The sequence below is a fragment of the Micromonospora sp. DSM 45708 genome, from assembly GCF_039566955.1.
GTDB lineage: Bacteria > Actinomycetota > Actinomycetes > Mycobacteriales > Micromonosporaceae > Micromonospora.
This window is the reverse complement of the sequence record NZ_CP154796.1, coordinates 2,822,958-2,840,306: the sequence shown is the minus strand read 5'-3', so window position 1 is coordinate 2,840,306 and position 17,349 is coordinate 2,822,958. Positions and strand designations below refer to the sequence as shown.

12 protein-coding genes are annotated in these 17,349 nt (G+C 74.6%); 7 read left to right on the top strand and 5 right to left on the bottom strand.

Annotation, left to right across the window (positions count from 1 at the left end; all coding sequences use genetic code 11):
- Positions 1 to 9: 9 nt before the first annotated feature.
- Positions 10 to 882 carry an NAD(P)-dependent oxidoreductase gene (locus tag VKK44_RS12510; RefSeq protein WP_343447100.1) on the bottom strand — a complete coding sequence of 291 codons (873 nt, stop codon included), beginning with the start codon at positions 880 to 882 and terminating at the stop codon, positions 10 to 12.
- 126 nt (positions 883 to 1,008) lie between these two features.
- On the opposite strand from VKK44_RS12510, the gene smpB reads away from it, so the two are divergent.
- From smpB to VKK44_RS12480, 6 genes are all read left to right on the top strand, one after another.
- Complete coding sequence (smpB, locus tag VKK44_RS12505; RefSeq protein WP_343447099.1) at positions 1,009 to 1,500, top strand: SsrA-binding protein SmpB; 492 nt, start codon at positions 1,009 to 1,011, stop codon at positions 1,498 to 1,500.
- Between the two features lie 77 nt (positions 1,501 to 1,577).
- Complete coding sequence (locus tag VKK44_RS12500) at positions 1,578 to 2,015, top strand: VOC family protein (RefSeq protein WP_343447098.1); 438 nt, start codon at positions 1,578 to 1,580, stop codon at positions 2,013 to 2,015.
- A gap of 46 nt (positions 2,016 to 2,061) precedes the next feature.
- Positions 2,062 to 2,637 carry a helix-turn-helix transcriptional regulator gene (locus tag VKK44_RS12495; RefSeq protein ID WP_343447097.1) on the top strand — a complete coding sequence of 192 codons (576 nt, stop codon included), beginning with the start codon at positions 2,062 to 2,064 and terminating at the stop codon, positions 2,635 to 2,637.
- Positions 2,634 to 4,016: an MFS transporter gene (locus tag VKK44_RS12490; RefSeq protein ID WP_343447096.1), complete on the top strand. Its 1,383-nt coding sequence runs from the start codon at positions 2,634 to 2,636 to the stop codon at positions 4,014 to 4,016. Before VKK44_RS12495 ends, VKK44_RS12490 begins: the two co-directional genes overlap by 4 nt.
- Before the next feature lie 235 nt (positions 4,017 to 4,251).
- The gene (locus tag VKK44_RS12485) at positions 4,252 to 5,487 is read left to right on the top strand and encodes an RICIN domain-containing protein (protein ID WP_343447095.1); all 1,236 of its coding nucleotides are present in this window, start codon (positions 4,252 to 4,254) and stop codon (positions 5,485 to 5,487) included.
- A gap of 107 nt (positions 5,488 to 5,594) precedes the next feature.
- Positions 5,595 to 6,191 (top strand): GNAT family N-acetyltransferase, encoded by a 597-nt coding sequence (locus VKK44_RS12480; RefSeq protein WP_343447094.1) that lies wholly within the window; start codon positions 5,595 to 5,597, stop codon positions 6,189 to 6,191.
- An 81-nt stretch (positions 6,192 to 6,272) separates the two neighbouring features.
- On the opposite strand, the gene VKK44_RS12475 is transcribed toward VKK44_RS12480, so the two are convergent.
- Positions 6,273 to 12,053 (bottom strand): WD40 domain-containing protein, encoded by a 5,781-nt coding sequence (locus tag VKK44_RS12475; protein ID WP_343447093.1) that lies wholly within the window; start codon positions 12,051 to 12,053, stop codon positions 6,273 to 6,275.
- Between the two features lie 109 nt (positions 12,054 to 12,162).
- On the opposite strand from VKK44_RS12475, the gene VKK44_RS12470 reads away from it, so the two are divergent.
- Positions 12,163 to 13,395, top strand: coding sequence for an ArsB/NhaD family transporter (locus VKK44_RS12470; protein WP_343447092.1), 1,233 nt, complete (start codon positions 12,163 to 12,165; stop codon positions 13,393 to 13,395).
- Between the two features lie 523 nt (positions 13,396 to 13,918).
- Here the strand turns inward: VKK44_RS12470 and VKK44_RS12465 are convergent.
- The 3 genes from VKK44_RS12465 to VKK44_RS12455 form a co-directional block, all read right to left on the bottom strand.
- On the bottom strand, positions 13,919 to 15,181 hold the full coding sequence (locus VKK44_RS12465; protein WP_343442779.1) for an ISL3 family transposase: 1,263 nt from the start codon (positions 15,179 to 15,181) through the stop codon (positions 13,919 to 13,921).
- A gap of 381 nt (positions 15,182 to 15,562) precedes the next feature.
- On the bottom strand, positions 15,563 to 15,997 hold the full coding sequence (locus tag VKK44_RS12460) for a hypothetical protein (RefSeq protein WP_343447091.1): 435 nt from the start codon (positions 15,995 to 15,997) through the stop codon (positions 15,563 to 15,565).
- Positions 15,990 to 17,300 (bottom strand): molybdopterin-dependent oxidoreductase, encoded by a 1,311-nt coding sequence (locus VKK44_RS12455; RefSeq protein WP_343447090.1) that lies wholly within the window; start codon positions 17,298 to 17,300, stop codon positions 15,990 to 15,992. The genes VKK44_RS12460 and VKK44_RS12455 overlap by 8 nt, the downstream gene beginning before the upstream one ends.
- Positions 17,301 to 17,349 lie beyond the last annotated feature (49 nt).

Genomic DNA, 17,349 nt, shown 5'->3' with positions numbered 1-17,349 from the left:
GGCCAGGACTCAGCGGTTCGCGCCCCCGCCGAGCACGCGGGTCACCACGGTCAGGTCGTCGCCGCCGAGGCCGCGGTCCGCCGCGTGCCGCCACTCGGCGGCCAGCGCCTCGGCGGCCGGGAAGCTGCCCGGCGGGGCTTCCCGCAGCGCCAGTTCGACGTCCTTGAGCGCCAGCGCGAGCGAGTACTGGGCGCCGTGCTCGTCGCGGACGACCCGCGCCAGCTTCTCGGCCGCCCAGGGCGAGACCAGCGGGCTTCCGTCCAGCGCCTGCCGGACCGTGTCGCGGTCCAGGCCGAGCGTGTCGCCGAGCGCCACCGCCGCGGCCACCCCCTCGTTGACGAACGCCAGCAGCAGGTTGTTGACGAGCTTGAGTCGCGAGCCGGCGCCGGTCGGCCCCAGCCAGAGCGTCCGCTGCCCGACCGCGTCGAACACCGGGGCGACCCGCTCGCGCGCCTGCTCCGGGCCGGAGGCGAGCACCGTGAGGCGACCCTGCTCGGCCGGGCCGCGGCTGCCGGCCACCGGCGCGTCCACCAGGGTGACGTCGGGCCGCTCGGTGGCGACCAGGTCGGCCAGCCGCGCGGTCGCGGCCACGCCGATGGTGCTCATCTGCGCCCACACCGCACCCGCCGGCAGGGCAGCCAGCATGCCCCGGTCGACCGCGATCGCGTGGACCGCGTCCGCGTCGGTCACCATGGTCACCGCCACGTCGGCCCGGCGCACCGCCTCGGCCGGGTCGGCGGCCACCTCGGCGCCCCGCCCGGCGAGCGCGTGGGCCGGCTCGGGACGCCGGTTCCACACCACCGTGTCCAGCCCGGCGCCGATCAGGTTCGCCGCCATCGGCGTACCCATGCCGCCGAGCCCGAGCACCGCCACGCGTGTCATCCGCCGCTCCCCTCGCCGCCGTCCGGGCCAGCCTAGGGGCCCGCTCGGGCGACGGCATGCCAAACGGCGTCCCGCCGTCGGCCTCTCGCCCGTCACGCCCGCCGGCCCCGGCGGTATCCTGCCGGCGTGGCCAGGGAGAACGGGCGCAAGCTGATCGCCTCGAACAAGAAGGCGCGGCACGACTACGACGTCCTCAAGACCTACGAGGCGGGCATCGTGCTGGCCGGCACCGAGGTGAAGTCGCTGCGCGAGGGGCGGGTGTCGCTTGTCGACGCGTTCGCCCAGGAGCGTGACGGCGAGCTGTGGCTCTACGGCCTGCACATCGCCGAGTACGGCTTCGGCACCTGGACCAACCACGCGCCCCGGCGCACCCGCAAGCTGCTGCTGCACCGGGTGGAGATCGCCCGGATCCTGGAGAAGCTGCGTGACGGCGGCGTCACGCTGGTGCCGCTGTCGATGTACTTCGCCGACGGCTGGGCCAAGGTCGAGCTGGGCCTGGCCCGGGGCCGCCGGTCGTACGACAAGCGCCAGGCGCTCGCCGAGCGGGACGCCAAGCAGGAGATCGCCCGCGAGCTGGGGCGTCGGCTCAAGGGCCGGGCCGCGACACGCCGGGCCTGACTTTTCCCCGGGTCGCGGTCAGATTCTGACCGCCATGTGGGGCAGGCTGGCCGGGTCCCGACAGAAGGAGAGCCGCGATGGGCCTCACCGTGCAATTCACCGTCGACTGCGCCGACCCGCCCAGGCTGGCCGCGTTCTGGGCCGAGGCGCTCGACTACCGGGTCCAGGAGCCGCCCGAGGGCTTCGAGTCGTGGGAACAGGCGTTGACCGCGATGGGCGTGCCGCCGGAACGGCACCACGACGCCTCGGCCGTGGTCGATCCCGAGGGCGCCGGGCCACGACTGTTCTTCCAGCGGGTGCCGGAGTCGAAGCGGGTCAAGAACCGCGTGCACCTCGACGTCCGGGCCGCGCCCGGTCTCACCGGCGAGGCGCGGATGGCGGCGCTGGAGGCGGCGGCCGACCGGCTGGTCGCGCGCGGGGCCACCCGGATCGCGCGCCACGAGCCCGCCCCGCCGCTCGGCGCCGGGCACCTGGTGCTGGCCGACCCGGAGGGCAACGAATTCTGCCTCGATTAAGACAAGACATCTTGTACGTCACGTCTTGTCGGTCTAGCGTGGCGGCATGGCGGACGAGCCGAACCATGGGCACCTGACCGATCCGCGGGCGATGCGGGCGCTGGCCCACCCCACCCGGCTACGGCTGTTGGGCGAGCTGCGCCTGCGCGGCCCGCAGACCGTGGGCATGCTGAGCGAGCGCACCGGCGAGGCGGTCGGCTCGGTCAGCTGGCACGTCGGCAAGCTGGCCGAGCACGGCTTCGTGACGGAGGCCCCCGACCTGGCCCGCGACCGCCGCGAACGGTGGTGGCGGGCGGCGCACGCCACCACCGACTGGGACCCGGTCGAGCTGCTCGACGACCCGGAACGCCGACTCGCCGGCGACCTGCTGCGCCGCGCCGCGATGGAGCGCTACGTGGCCCGCTACCAGGCCTACCTGGAGTCCGAGGCGAGCCTCGACCTGGCCTGGGTGCGCGGCACCACCAGCAGCGACACGGTCCTGCACCTGACCCCCGACGAGCTGGGCGAGCTGCGGGACGAGCTGTCCGAACTGGGGCGGCGTTGGCGGGAGCGCGGCGCGCCCGGCCGACCGGGCGCGGAGATGGTGACGCTGATCTGGCAGGCCTACCGGGGCCCGCAGTGAGCGGTGACCGCCGACCGCTGGCCGGGTTGCTGATCGGCCACGCCGTCTCGCTGACCGGCAACGTGCTGACCCTCGTCGCGCTGCCGCTCTACGTGCTGGCCGAGACCGGGTCACCGGCGGCCACCGGGCTGGCCGGCGCGTTCGCCACCGCGCCGGTGGTGCTCGGCGGCGCGTTCGGCGGCGTGCTGGTCGACCGGCTCGGCTACCGGCGGTCCAGCGTGCTGGCCGACGTCGTCTCCGGCGTGACGGTCGCCGCCGTACCCGTGTTGCACGCCACGGTCGGCCTGCCGTTCCCGGCGCTGCTGGCGCTCGTCTTCGTCAGCGGGCTGCTGGACACGCCGGGCCAGACCGCCCGCACCGCGCTGCTGCCGGAGGCGGCAGCCGCGGCCGGGGTGCCGATCGAGCGGGCGATCGGCTGGCAGGAGGCGACGTCGCGGGGCGCGCGCATGATCGGCGCACCGGTGGCCGGTCTCCTGGTCGGCGTGCTGGGCGCGCTGCCCGTGCTGGCCGTGGACGCGGCGACGTTCGCCGTCTCGGCGCTGGTCGTGACGCTGCTGGTCCCGCGCGGACTGCGCCCGTCCACCGAGGAGACCGAGGCGGAGACCGGCGGCTACTGGCGACAGTTCGCCGCCGGGCTGCGCTTCCTGGTCCGGGAGCCGCTGCTGCGCGCCATGGTGCTGCTGGTGCTGGTCACGAATCTGTTCGACGCGGCCAAGAGCAACGTGCTGCTGCCGGTCGTGGCCAACCGCGACCTGGGCGGGCCGGCCGCGTTCGGCCTGCTGGTCGGCGTCATGGGCGGCGGCGCGCTGATCGGCTCGCTGGTGTTCAGCGCGATCGGGCACCGACTGCCCCGCCGGGCCACGTTCGTCACCGCCTTCGCGATCTGCGGCGCGCCACCGCTGTGGGCGCTCGCCGCCGCGCCACCGCTGCCGGTGATGGTCGCGGTCGTCGCGGTGGCCGGGCTGGCCGCCGGCGCGCTCAACCCGCTGATGGGCGCGGTGGAGCTGGAGCGGGTGCCGGCGGCCATGCGGGCCCGGGTGTACGGCGTGATCGGCGCCGGCGCCTGGGCGGCGATGCCGGTCGGCGCGCTGGGCGCCGGGCTGGCCGCCGACCGGTTCGGCACCACGCCCACGCTGCTCACCATCGGCGCCTGCTACCTGCTGGTGGTGCTGACGCCACTGCTCGGCGGCCCCTGGCGTGCGATGCGCCGGCCGCCCGTGGCGCCGCCCCGACCGACCGCGCCCTCGGACATCGGGGAGGACGCTCGCGGTCAACGGGAACAGTTCGAGGTCAGAGGACCGTCCGGGCAGCCCGCTCCTGCCCCGCCCTCCGGGGCCGGTCGGCAGCCGGCACGGTCATCTGGCGGCCGGAACCGGTGACATCGAGCTGGCCACCGCGCCGCCACGGCTGACCGGACGCCCGTCCGGCCCTGGTTCTTGCCCGCCGTGGCCTCGGGGTGGCCCGCCGACGCCGAACGGTAGTCCGCCCGCTCCCTGTTGACAGCGGGCGACTTCGTTCATACCTTCATCGAAGGCTATCTTTATAGTTTGTTTACCGTTCGGCGGGGCCGGCCGCCCGGACACCGAACGCCCCCACCACCGCAGGAGGCACCCCGTGCGCAGCATCCGTACCGTCGCCACCCTGGCGATGGCGGCGGTCGGCCTCACGGCCGCCCTCACCACCGTCCCGAGCACCCCAGCGGTGGCCGCCCCCGGCGCGGTCACCTGGTCCGACGACTTCACCGGCCCGGCCGGCGCCGCCCCCGACGCGAGCAAGTGGCGCTACGACGTCGGCGGCGGCGGCTGGGGCAACAACGAGTTGCAGTACTACACCACCAGCACCCGCAACGCCGCGCTCGACGGCAACGGCAATCTGGTCATCACCGCCCGCAAGGAGAACCCGTCCGGCTACGGCTGCTGGTACGGAAGCTGCCAGTACACCTCGGCCCGGCTGCTCACCAACGGCACGTTCGCCCAGGCGTACGGGCGGTTCGAGGCGCGCATCAAGATCCCGCGCGGGCAGGGGCTGTGGCCGGCGTTCTGGATGCTCGGCAACGACATCGGCAGCAACCCGTGGCCCAACAGCGGCGAGATCGACATCATGGAGAACGTCGGCTACGCCCCGTCCACCGTGTGGGGCACGCTGCACGGCCCCGGCTACTCCGGCGCCAACGGCATCGGCGCGTCCACCTCGCTGCCGGGCGGGCAGGCGCTCGCCGACGCGTTCCACACGTTCGCCGTCGACTGGGCCCCGGACTCGATCACCTGGTACCTCGACGGCGTGGCGTACTCCCGCAAGACGCCGGCCGACGCGGGCGGCAACCGCTGGGTCTTCGACCACCCGTTCTTCATGATCATGAACGTGGCGGTCGGCGGCAACTGGCCCGGCTCGCCGGACGGCTCCACCACGTTCCCGCAGACCATGACCGTCGACTACGTCCGCGTACAGGCCTGGGACACCGGCGGCGGAGGCACCGGCGGGCAGATCGTCGGATACGGCAACAAGTGCGTCGACGTGGCGAGCGCGAGCACCGCCAACGGCACCGCCGTGCAGCTCTGGACCTGCAACGGCACCGCCGCCCAGCGCTGGACCTGGAACGCGGACGGCTCGGTACGCGCGCTCGGCAAGTGCCTCGACGTGGCCTCCGGGTCGACCGCCAACGGCGCCAAGGTGCAGCTCTACGACTGCAACGGCTCGGGCGCGCAGAAGTGGGTGTTCAGCGCCGCCGGTGACATCGTCAACCCGCAGGCCAACAAGTGCCTGGACGCCACCGGCAACAGCTCGGCCGACGGCACCAGGTTGCAGATCTGGGACTGCACCGGCGGCGCCAACCAGAAGTGGCGGCGCTGACCGGCCGGTGAGCCGGGGCGGGCGGCGCCCACCGCCTGCCCCGGCGCCTGCCCCGCCGGTACGATGACGCGGCGCCATCCCCACCCCTCTCCCGAGACGGCGACGCCATGAGCGGGTTCACCACCGGAACCGTCCCCACCGCCCGGCTGCTCCTGCTGCCGCTGGCCGTCGCGCACGCCGAGGAGATGGCCGCCGCACTCGCCGACCCGGCGCTGCACACCTTCATCGGCGGCAGCCCCGCCGACCCGGCGGCGCTGCGGGCCCGCTACGAGCGGTTGGTCGCCGGCTCCCCCGACCCGGCGGAGTCGTGGTGCAACTGGGTCGTCCAGCTCCGCGACGACGGCCCGCTGGCCGGGTTCGTCCAGGCCACCGTCACCGCACCCGTGGGGCCGCCCCGGCACGCGGCCACGGCGGGCGCCCGGGCGGTCGGGCACCGGCACCGCGACGACACGGAGCCGGTCGACGCCGGGCCGGTCGCGGAGATCGCCTGGGTGGTGGGCACGCCCTGGCAGGGGCGCGGGATCGCCACCGAGGCCGCCCGGGGAATGGCCGGCTGGCTCGGGCGGCGCGGTGTGCGTACCCTCGTGGCCCACATCCATCCCGACCACCGCGCGTCGGCGGCGGTGGCCACCGCCTGCGGTCTGGCCCCGACGGACGTGTGGCACGACGGCGAGGTCCGGTGGACGGGCCCGGCCCCCGCCTGAGTTGACCAAGGAGTTCGCGTCGGAGACGGCGCGGAAGCGTGACGCGAACTCCTTGATCACGGGCGAAGGGCGCGGGGGCGGTCAGAACGGGGCGTCTACGGGGAGGCGGCGGACCTGGGTCAGGTAGGGGTCCAGTTCGCCGACCTCGAAGCGGCAGGTGCCGATGACGTGCCAGAACTGGCCACCCGAGTCGCCGTCCAGCTTGTAGCGGCCGTCCGGGCTGACCGCCGCCCAGCCGTCCGGCAAGCCGATCAGCGTGGTCCGCAACTGGGCGTGCTCCGGGTCGGCCACGTCCCACAGCCGGACCGTGCCGTCGTCGCCGGCGCTGGCCAGGAGGCTGCTGTCCGGGCTGAAGTGCACCGACCAGACCCGCCGGGTGTGCGCGGCGAGGGTGCCGTGCAGCCGCCCGGTGCCCGGGTCCCAGAGCCGGATCACCAGGTCGTCGCCGGCGGTGGCGAGCAGGTTGCCGTCCGGGCTGAACGCGCACGACCACAGCCGGCCGGTGTGCTCGGTGAGCACGGTGCGCCGCTCACCGGTACGCACGTCCCAGATCACCGCCGTGCCGTCGTTACCGGCGCTGGCCAGCAGCGTCCCCTCGCTGTTGAAGCCGATCGAGTAGACCCGGTCGGTGTGGTGCTCCAGGGTCAGCCGGCAGGTGGCGGTGGCCGCGTCCCACAGCCGGACCAACTGGTCGTCGCAGCCGGTGGCGATGGTCTCGCCGTCCGGGCTGAACGCCACCGTACGGACCCGGCCCCGGTGCGGGGTGAGCGTGGCGAAGTGCCGGCCGGTGCGGCGGTACCACAGGCGTACCGTGTCGTCGTCGTTCGCGGTCGCGAGCGCGTCGCCGTCCGGACTGAACGCGACCGCCCAGACGTGGTCGGTGTCCACGTTGAGCTCCCGCTCGTCCGCGCCCGTGTCGGTGTTCCACAGGTGCACGCCGCCGTCGCCGCTGGGCGTGGCGACCAGCGGCTCGTCCGGGCAGAAGACCACCGAGAGCAGGCGGTCGGCGGGGGTGGCGAGCTGCCCCACCAGCCGACCGGTACGCGGCTCCCAGAGCCGGACCACGCCGTCGTTGCCGCAGGCGGCCAGCACCTCCCCGTCGCCGCGGAAGGAGAGCGCGGTGACCCGCCGGCCGTGCCCGCGCAGCGTGTGCTGGAGCTGCCCGCTGCGCACGTCCCACAGGCGGGTGGTGCCGTCGTTGCTGCTGGTCGCCACCTGGTTCTGGTCCGGCCGCCAGACCACCGGCCACACCGAGCCACGGTGCCGGGTCAGCTCGTGCCGCACCTGCCCGTCCTCGGTGTCCCAGAGCTGGATCGCGCCGTCGCTCGCGGCGGTGGCGAGCAGGCTGCCGTCGCCGTTGAACCGGACACTGTAGATCGCGCCGCGCTGCCGGCCCAGCACCCGGACCGGACGGCCGGTCTCCGTCTCCCACAGCCGCAGCGCGCCGTGCGTGTCGCCGGTGGCCATCAGCGTGCCGTCGGGGCTGATGTCGAGCGCGTACACGTCGGCCTCGTGGCCGCGCGGCTGCCGCAGCAACTCCCCGTCGGTGGCCCGGCGGACCCAGACCCGGCCGTGCTGCCCGACGGCCGCCAGCAGCCGGCCGTCCGGCGAGTGCACCACCCGGTAGACCACCTCCGGCTCCCGCACCTCGAACGCGAGCCGGCCGGTGTGGATGTCCCAGCCGCGGACCGCGCCGGCGCTGTCCACCACCACGACCCGCCGGCCGTCCGGACTGAACGAGGTGCCCCAGATCGGCGCGTCGTGCCCCGGCCACTCCTGGCGCAGCCGCGCGGTGCGGGTGTCGAAGAGCCGGACCACACCGGCCGCGTCGCCGACCACCAACCGGCCCCGGCGCTCGTCGGTGAGCAGCGGCCACACCCAGCCGACGAAGACGTCCTCGATGACGTGCCGCACGTCGCCGTGGTCGGCGTCCCACAGCCGTACGGTCAGGTCGGCCGCGCCGGTGACGAGCTGGTGCGAGGCGGCGTCGTAGCGCACCGCGTAGACCCGGGACCGGTGCCCCTGGAGCGTGCGCACCGGCAGCCCGGTGGCCGTGTCGCAGAGCAGCACGCCGCCGTCGTCGCTGCCCACCGCCAGCACCGCGCCGTCCGGGCTGTACGCGACCGGCACCGGCAGCCGGCCCACCTCGAAGCCGTACCCGACGCCCACCGCGGGTGGCGCCAGGCCGGGCGCGACCGGACGACCCGGCGCCACGACCGCGCCGCGCAGCTCCGGCGCGCGCAGCAACGCCGGGTCGGCGCTCACGTCGATCAACGCGGTGCGGTGCCAACTGCTGCCGGCGATCCGCGCCCCGCGCAGGTCGGCCCGGAACAGCCGGGCGCCGGCCAGCTCCGCGCCGCGCAGGTCCGCCCCGGCGAGGCGCGCCTGGTCCAGTCGCGCGCCGCGCAGCCGGGCGTGCTCCAGTCGCGCCTCGGTCAGGTTCGTCGCCACCAGCCGGGTGTCGGTGAGGTCCGCACCGGTCAGGTCCGCGCCGGCGAGTTCCCGGTGCGACAGGTCCTCGCCGCGCAGCACTGCGCCGCGCAGGTCCGCCCGGTCGGGCAGGCGCAGCCGGGCGGACAGCCGCAGCGCGTTCGCGCGCAGCGTCTCGCCGGCCGACTCGTCGCCGAGCACCCGGGCCGTCCACGCGGTGCAGCGGGCCGGGTCGGCGAGGTCGCCGAGGAACTCCACGGCCAGCGCGGACAGCGACCGCACCGCCAGCGCGGCCGGCTCCTCGCCCCGGTTGAGCTGCTCGGCGACGCCGTCAGCGACCAGCCACTCCATCACCGAGGTGTGGATGAAGCCGAACAGCCCGTCGTCGGTGCGGACCAGCAGACTGCCCGCGCCGACCGCGTGCGCGGCCTGCGGCCCGGACAGCCGCGACTCGGCCCGCCCGGCGAGCTGGCCGGTGGACTCGGTCAGCTCGGCGAGCCGCAGGTAGGACTCGCCGCTCTCCCAGAGCTGGAACGCCAGCCGGCTCACCGCCTGCCACAGCTCCGGCCGGCGCAGGCTGACCGGGGCCCCCGGAATGCCCTGGGTGCGGCGCTCCTCGAAGTCCAGCCAGGACTCCAGGATCTCCCGGTAGAGCGCGGCGGCGCTGAACGTGCCGCCGGCGCCGGCCACCGCGGCCAGCCGGCCCTCGTCCAGGTTGGCGATGAACCCGAGCATGCGCGGGTTGCGGGAGAGTCCGAGCAGATCCTTGACGCCGGCCAGCAGGCTCATCCGCTCGCGGGCGGCGGCCTCGTCGCCGCCGTAGCGGTGCCGCAGGAACGCCTCGATCTGGCCGGGGGTGAAGTCCTCCACCGCCAGCACCCGGCGGTGCGGCAGCAGGCCGACCCGCTCACCCAACGCGGTCAGCACCTGCGAGTTGGTCTTGAAGTGCTGGGTCCGACTGCTCACCACGATCTTCGCGGCGCCCTCGGCGGCCTGGAGCAGCGTCTCCAGGTGGTCGGCCGCCCGGTCGTACGTCACCCGGGCCACCAGCTCGTCGAACCCGTCGAAGAGCAGCACGATCCGCCCCTGCCGCAGCATGTACCGGAACGCCTTGAGGTCGATCACCTGCTCGCCGTGGTTGGCCAGGTGCGCGGCGACCAGGCCGTCCACCGAGTGCGCCTTGTCCAGCGCGCGCAGCTCGACCAGGATCGGGATCAGGTCCGGCGCGGCGGTAGGCAGCCGGCGGGCCACCTCCCGCAGCGCGAACGTCTTGCCCCGGCCGAAGTCGCCGAGCACCAGCACGAACCGGCCGTCCGGGGCGGAGACGGTCTCCAGCAGCTCGTCCACCACGTCCTCCCGGACCCGCTGGTCCGCGCCGACGAGGTGGCGGTAGCGCTGCGGCACGTACTGCCCGGGCGGGTAGAGGCGGTCGGCCTGGAGCCGGGCGGTCTGCGCGGCGACGTAGTCGCGCAGGTCCAGCAGGCCCTGGAACTCGGTGAGGTGCAGCACGCGTACGCCGCGCCGCTGCGCCTCCTCGGCCAGGCCGCGTGGCACCCGGTCGCCGTCGTAGACCAGCTCGGATCCGATGTCGGGGTCGGTGGCGTGCACCCGACGGGCGAACCTGTCGACGTCGGCCGGCGCCGGCGTGCCCACGTGCGCGCCGACCCGCTGTTGGCGGACCACCCCGTCGGAGCGGTAGCTGATGTACAGGTGCGGCGGGTCGCCGTCGACGCGACGCACCACCACCCGGTCGTAGCGGGCCTCGCACACCTCGGCGAGCCGGTCCAGCAGCCGCTCCACCGGTGCCGCCGATGTCACCGCCGCGACCACGGCCTCGCCCTGGGTGGCGCCCTCCACGAGGGCGGGCCGCCTCGGGTCGGGCACCTGGGCCGGGCCGGCCGCGCCGAACGTGGCCTCGGCCCGGGGCCAGCTCACCGCCGTCGACTCGCCGACGTCCAGGCGGTCGTCGCGGCCCAGCACCCAGCGGGTCATCCCGTCCGCGCCGAGCCGCAGCACCTGCGCCCGGCCGTCGCGCGGCGCGGCGGCCAGCGGCACCACCGGGTCGGCCCGGCCGGCCGGCGCGGCGTCGGAGATCAGCAGGTTGAGCATCGGGCCGACCAGCCGGTTGACCGAGCCGCGGTCGCGCAGCGACACCCGGTCCGGCGGGGCCTCGTCGGCGTACGGGCTGCGCGGGCCGGGAGCGTGCGCCATCGCGCCCAGCCGCAGCCAGCCGGACTGCTGGTAGTGGCGCAGCCGCTGGGCGAACCAGCTCGACTGGGCCTCGCCGAGGAAGCCGTAGCGGTCCTCCTCGCGATGGGTGATGGCGATGGTGGAGTTGAGCCCGGCCACCACCACCCGCAGGTCGGGGACGCCGAACAGTGTCCAGGGCTGTTCGCTGTCGAAGATCCGGTCGTCGAGCCCCTGGTAGAGGTCGTCGAAGAGGCGCGCGTAGTGCCGCCACTTGGGCCAGTAGGGCGGCTGCGGGTCGACGTCGTCGGCCTCGCAGGTGGCGAAGTACGCCCGGCAGGCGGCCATCGTCACGTCACGCGGGCCGGGCACCACCACGAGCCGGTGCGGTTCCAGGCCGAGCAGCACCCGCAGCCCGGTGAGGAAGCTCAACGCGTCGGAGAACTCACGCGGGGTCCCCGACTCGGTCAGGTTGCCGGCCACCACCAGCAGGTCGGGTCGGGGCACCCCGTCGTTCATCAGCAGCGTCAGATCCCCCATGAGGTGTTCCTGCATCTCGCCGGGGGTGACCGGGGCGCCGGGGTCGAGCACGCCGCGACCGAAGCGCGGCCCGGTCACCTGGAGCACCGTGACGGTGTCGCGGGCGGTCGGCGGCGCGACCGCGGCCGGCGGGAACGGCGGCGGGTTGATCGGGGTACGCCGGGGGCGGCGTTGCGCGGGCGTCCCGGCGGCGGGCACGGCGAGCAGGCCGGCCGGGTCGTCCGGGTGGTGCGGGAACGCCGGTTGCCGCATCGGCTTGGCCCGCCCGTCGAGCGCCTCGCGGATGCGGTCCAGCACGCGGGCGCGGGCCTGCGCCGGGTCGTCCACCCCGACCAGGTCGACGTAGGTGATGGTGGCGAGCAGGCCGTCGATCGGGCAGTCCTCGACCCGTACGGTGACCAGTTTGTTGCCGGTGCCGTCCGGGTCGGCGCGCAACGCGGCCTGCCACTCCAGCTTGCCGTACGTGGAGTGCAGGTAGCGTTCGGACAGGACCGCCACCACCACCTCGGCCTCGCGGACCCCGCGGTCCATGAAGTCGATGAAGTTGGTGCCGGCCACGAAGTCCCACGCCTGGATCATCGTGCGGTAGCCGGCGGTCTCGAACTCCCACGCCAGCCACGTCGCCCAGCGTTCGTCCGCGGGCGAGTAGCTGATGAAGAAGTCGATGGGGCGGTCGGACCGGGTGGGGTGCGCGCCTACAGCCACGTGGTCATTATGACCACCGACGGTCAACAGATCGACACCCTGGGGCAGCCCGGAACGGGACCGCGTCGGGCCGGACCGGCGCGGGCGGGGTGTGCGAGGATCGTCGTTCGTGGAGACCGTCGGCGAGCCGCCGTCCGCCGCGCCGGACCGATCCCGCTGGGGCCGGCTGCACGTGCTGGACTGGATCGCGATCGCGCTGGCCGTGGTCGGCGTGCTCTGCGTGCTCACCGGGCTGCTCCCGCGCGCCGACGCCGAGGCCACCGTACGCCGGATCGTCCCCATCCTGGTTTTCCTCGGCACGGTGGTGGTGCTGGCCGAACTGACCGCGGTGGCCGGCGTGTTCGACGCGCTCGCCGCCCGGGTGGCGATCACCGCGCGGGGCAGCTTCCGGGCGCTGTTCTGGCTCTGTGTCGGCTTCGCGTCGGTGACCACGATCGCGCTCAACCTGGACACCACCGCGGTGCTGCTGACGCCGGTGATGATCGCGCTGGCCCGCACGCTCAACGTGTCGCCGACGCCACTGGCCATGACCACGGTCTGGCTGGCCAACACGGCGAGCCTGCTGCTGCCGGTGTCCAACCTGACCAACATCCTGGCCAGCGGCCGGATCGGCCTGGACCCGGTGCCGTGGGCGGCCCGGATGTGGTGGCCGCAACTGGTCGCCATCGCCGTCACCATGCTGCTGCTGTGGTGGTGGTACTGGCGCCCGGCGCGCGCCGGGGCCGACCCGTTCGTCCCGCCGCCGCCGTACCTGCCACCGGACCGGGTGCTCTACCGCACCGCGCTGGTCGCGTGCCTGCTCTTCGTCGGCGGTGTCCTGGCCGGCGTGGAGATCGGCGTCGCCTCCGGGGTGGCCGCCGCGATCCTGGTGGCCGGCTTCGCGGCGCGGGCCCGGCACCGGCTGCGGCCGGCGCTGGTGCCGTGGCGGCTGCTGGTGTTCGTCACCGGCCTGTTCCTGGTGGTGCAGACCATCGGCCGACACGGCCTGGACAGCGTGATGGGCGCGCTGATCGGCGCCGACCCGGGCGCGGAGGGCGCGCTGCGGGCGGGCGCGGTCGGCGCGCTGTTCAGCAACGCGGTCAACAACCTGCCGGCGTACGTGGCCGGCGAAGCGGTGATCGCCGTCGACCGGCACACCCAACTGCTGGCGCTGTTGATCGGCACGAATGTCGGCCCGCTGGCCACGCCGTGGGCGTCGCTGGCCACGCTGATCTGGTACGAGCGCTGCCGGGCCGCCGGCGTGGCGGTGCCGCTGGGCCGGTTCGTGGCGACCAGCGCCGCGCTGGCCGCCCTCGCCACCGTCTTCACGGTGGCCGCGCTGCTGGTCGGCCCCGGCGCCTGACCCGGCCCTCTCCTCCGGCGGCCCGCCCGGCCCGCCCGGCCCGCCCGGCCCGCTGCTGCCCAGCTCGGTCTGGCCCGGCTCGGCCCGGCTCTGCCCAGCTCGGCCCAGCTCGGCCCAGCTCGGCCCGGCTCGGCTCGGCTCGGCCCGGCCCGGCCCGGCCCAGCTCGGCCCGGCTCGGCCCGGCTCGGCCCGGCTCGGCCCGGCCCAGCTCGGCCCGGCTCGGCCCGGCCCGGCTCGGCTCGGCCCGGCTCGGCCCGGCTCGGCCCGGCTCGGCCTGGCCCGGCTTGGCCCGGTGCTGCCCGGCTCGGGCCGCTCGGCCAGGTGCTGCCCGGCCCGGTGCTGCCTGGCTCGGTGCTGCCTGGCTCGGGCGGCCCGGCTCGGGCGGCCCGGCTCGGGCGGCCCGGCCGCTCGGGCGGCTGATGAGATACACGGCATCACCGTGGGTGACGACGGGGAGCAGTGCATGCGCTACCCGCGATATACCGCAGAGGCATAATTATGGATTTTGTGCTGGATGTGTGGGTCATCGGTTGGGGAGTTGGGGGCGGTGGCCGCCGAGGCTGAGTAGGGCTAGGGCGATGAGGGCGTGGGGTGAGTGGAAGCCGAAGGCCATCCGGGTGATGAGGCGGATCTTGGCATTGACGGATTCGATGCGGCCGTTGGACAGGCCGTGTTCGAGCGAGGCGATGATGGCGTCGCGGTGGCGGACCACGCGGCGTTGCAGGTCGACGAAGATGTCGATGCGGCTGCGGCGGGCCCAGCCGATCCATTGGTCGAGGGCTTGGACCGCTGTGGTGGGGCTGGTTTTGGCCAGGGTGAACACGTAGCGCAGGCCTTCTTTGAGGGCCCAGGCTCGGTGTAGGCGGGGGTGGTTCTTGGCGATCCAGTCGAGGGTGGCCCGTTGTGCGCCGGTGAGGTTGTCCGGGTTCTTCCACAACGCCCAGCGGGTGTTCTTCACCAGCCGCGCTTCGCCGACGGCGACACCGCGACGGCCTGTTCCCCGACCGGCGGCGGCGTTCCATACCTGCCGGCGGACTCGGTCCACGGCGTCGCTGGCCCAGGCCACGACGTGGAACGGGTCGGCGCAGCGCACCGCGTTCGGGCAACGACGGCGCACCACGGTGGTGATCCAGTCCGCGCCGTCAGCCGACACGTGGGTGATCGCGGCTGCCCGCTCGGGTCCGAGCAGGTCGAAGAACTCGTGCAACGTAGCCGCGCTCTTGCCCGCAGCGGCCCACACCAGCCGGCCGGTGTCGTGATCCACCACCACGCTCAGATACCGGTGGCCTTTCTTGTAGCTGACCTCGTCGATACCGATACGACGTAACCCGTCGAGGCGATCCACCGCTGCGCCGCTATCAGCCCACACCCGCGCGATGATCGCACCCACCGTGCGCCAACTGATCCGCATCAACCGCGACACCACCGACTTCGCCGCGTGCACCGCCAACCACGCCACCGCCTGATCGAACGCCCGGGTATGCCCCGCCCCATGCCTGGCCCACGGCACCGCCGCGACCACCACCCCATGCACCCGACACGACACCCGCGGCGCATCGGCCTCGATCACCGCCCGCACCACCCCCAGATCCAACGCCCGCCACCGCCGACGCACCCCCGCGTCATAACCAGGACACCGCCGCCGGCAAAACGGACACCGCCGCCGAGCACCCCGAGCCACCCGCACCCGAGCCACCACCACCTGCTCGACCGCATCGAACTCGACACCCTCCACCACCGCCTGCTCGACCCCGAACAACCGAGCCCATACCCTTACCGAACGCACGCCGTTGCCCCGCCCACTCAGTTCTGACCTTCGACAAGCCAGAACCTAGGCAGGACAACGGCGTGCGCCATCAACGACGCGCCCAACCACCCACAAACACGTCACAAGACCCATAATTATGCCTCTGCGGTATATCGCTTCACTGGACGATGCCGAGGCGTCGCGACACGCCGGTCAGCCGCTGAGCGCCCGCAGCCAGTGGAACCCGCTCGCCGGGCCGGGCAGCACCGGGCCGAACCGGACCGGGCAGCCACCGGGCCGAGCCGGGCACACCCGAGCCGGGCCCAGCCGGGCCCAGCCGGGCCCAGCCGGGCCGAGCCCAGCCCAGCCCAGCCGGGCGGGACCCGGGCACTCCCCCCGCCAGCCCGGGTCGCCTCGCGGTCAGCGTCCACGGTGGCGCAGCCGACGGACCGCATAGAGCAGCCCGCTCACGGCGAACAGCACGGCGCTGAGCACCAGCCAGCGGCCGAGCAGCGGTTCGGGTGTCAGTCCGGTGGCCGCCGAGTACGTGCCGTCACCGAGCCCGAGCACCCCGGGCAGGAAGAGGCCGAACAGCAGCGCCGCGCCGTACGCCGGCACCCGCACGTGGTTGCGCGCCGACGGTCCGGCGCGCCGCAGCAGCCGGTCGAGGGTCGCGTACGCCGGGAACAGCACCAGGTCGTGGGCGACCACCGCGCCGACGAACCAGAGCAGCATCCGGCCCGCGGTCGGCTCGCCGGCCAGCCGCAGCGCGATCCAGCCGGTCACCGCGAAGCAGCCGACCAGGAGTGCCAGGTGCCACCACGCCGCGCCGTACGCCCGCCGGACCTCAGCCATCGAACTCGATCTCCTCGACCCACTTGGTGCAGTGCACACCGGGCAGCGCCGGCACCACGATCCGGGCCGGGAAACCGTGGTCGAGGCTCAGGTCGACGCCGTTGACCCGCAGCGCGAGCAGCGCGTCCGCGTCGGTGACCTGGCCGCCGTGCAGGGTGGCCCGGCTGAACAGCCCGCCGCGTTCCAGCGAGCGGACCCGCGCCGCGGCGGGATCCACGGCGCCGACCTGCGCGGCGAGGTCCCGTAGGCGTACCCCGGTCCAGGTCTGCGACGTCGACCAGCCCTCCACGCAGGCGATCGGCAGCGTGGCGGTGTGCTGCGGCAGCGCGAGCAGCCGGTCGCGGTCGAGCGTCTCCGTCCGGTCGCCGGCGCGCAGCGTCAGCGACCAGCCCGACCCGGTCCGGTCCGGCGTGACGCCGGCCGCGGCGGCGCTGCGGTTGACCGGGAAACCCGTCGGCCCGTCGCCGACCCGCCGGCCGCGCGGCAGCAGCAACGCGGTGCCCCGCAGCGCGTCCACGCTCTGCCCCACGGTCAGCGCGGCCAGCAACAGCGCGCCGCCGCCGGCCAGCGCCAGCACGCCGCGACGGCTCATGGTGACCGGGCCGGGGCGTCGGGCCACCAGGCCGTCCGGGTCCGCCGGCTCCGGCCGGGTCCGGGCCGCCGGGGTACGCGCGAAGCCCGGCCCGCGCAGCGCGGTCACCAGCCGGGGCAGCTTGACCGCCACGTGCACCACCAGCGCCGCCGTGAAGATCCAGGCGCCGAACCAGTGCGCGGTGTAGAAGTCGAAGCCGAACAGGTACGCGTACTGGATGTTGAGCAGGCCGGTCGCGCTCTGGAACAGGATGCCGCCGACCAGCAGCAGCAACGACAGCCGCTCCAGCACCTGCGCGGCGGAACGGGCGGGCGGCCAGGCGAACAGCTTCGGCACCACCGACCAGAGCTTGGCCAGCACCACCGGCACCAGCACGATCCCGAGCGTCACGTGCAGCCCCTGCGTGACCCGGAACAGCCACGCCGGCCGGGTCGGCCAGTCGAACACCGGCGGGTGCAGCCACCCCACGTCCCGGGGGAACGCCTGGCCGAAACGGGGGCCGTAGGCGATCCAGTCGAGCAGCCCGGTGACGATCACCAGCGGCAGGGCGGCCAGCAGCACGGCGCCCAGCACGGAGGTCAGCCACGGTCCGCGTACCGGACTGCGCCAGGCCCGGTCGGCGGCGTCCACGCCCGGTGGACGGTGACGGTCCAGGGCACGCCAGAACCGGGCCGGCGCGGCATACCCCGGCGGCGGGTCGTCGGTGGGCACGGCACCTCCTTCGGCGGCGGGGCCGACCGGCGGCCGGCGCTTCCGGGAT

Bases quoted from the DNA above. Each gene is read 5' to 3' on its own strand.
- VKK44_RS12500 (WP_343447098.1), top strand. From the start codon at position 1,578: ATGGGCCTCACCGTGCAATTCACCGTCGACTGCGCCGACCCGCCCAGG.
- VKK44_RS12480 (WP_343447094.1), top strand. From the start codon at position 5,595: ATGAGCGGGTTCACCACCGGAACCGTCCCCACCGCCCGGCTGCTCCTG.
- VKK44_RS12495 (WP_343447097.1), top strand. From the start codon at position 2,062: ATGGCGGACGAGCCGAACCATGGGCACCTGACCGATCCGCGGGCGATG.
- VKK44_RS12510 (WP_343447100.1), bottom strand. From the start codon at position 882: ATGACACGCGTGGCGGTGCTCGGGCTCGGCGGCATGGGTACGCCGATG.
- VKK44_RS12460 (WP_343447091.1), bottom strand. From the start codon at position 15,997: ATGGCTGAGGTCCGGCGGGCGTACGGCGCGGCGTGGTGGCACCTGGCA.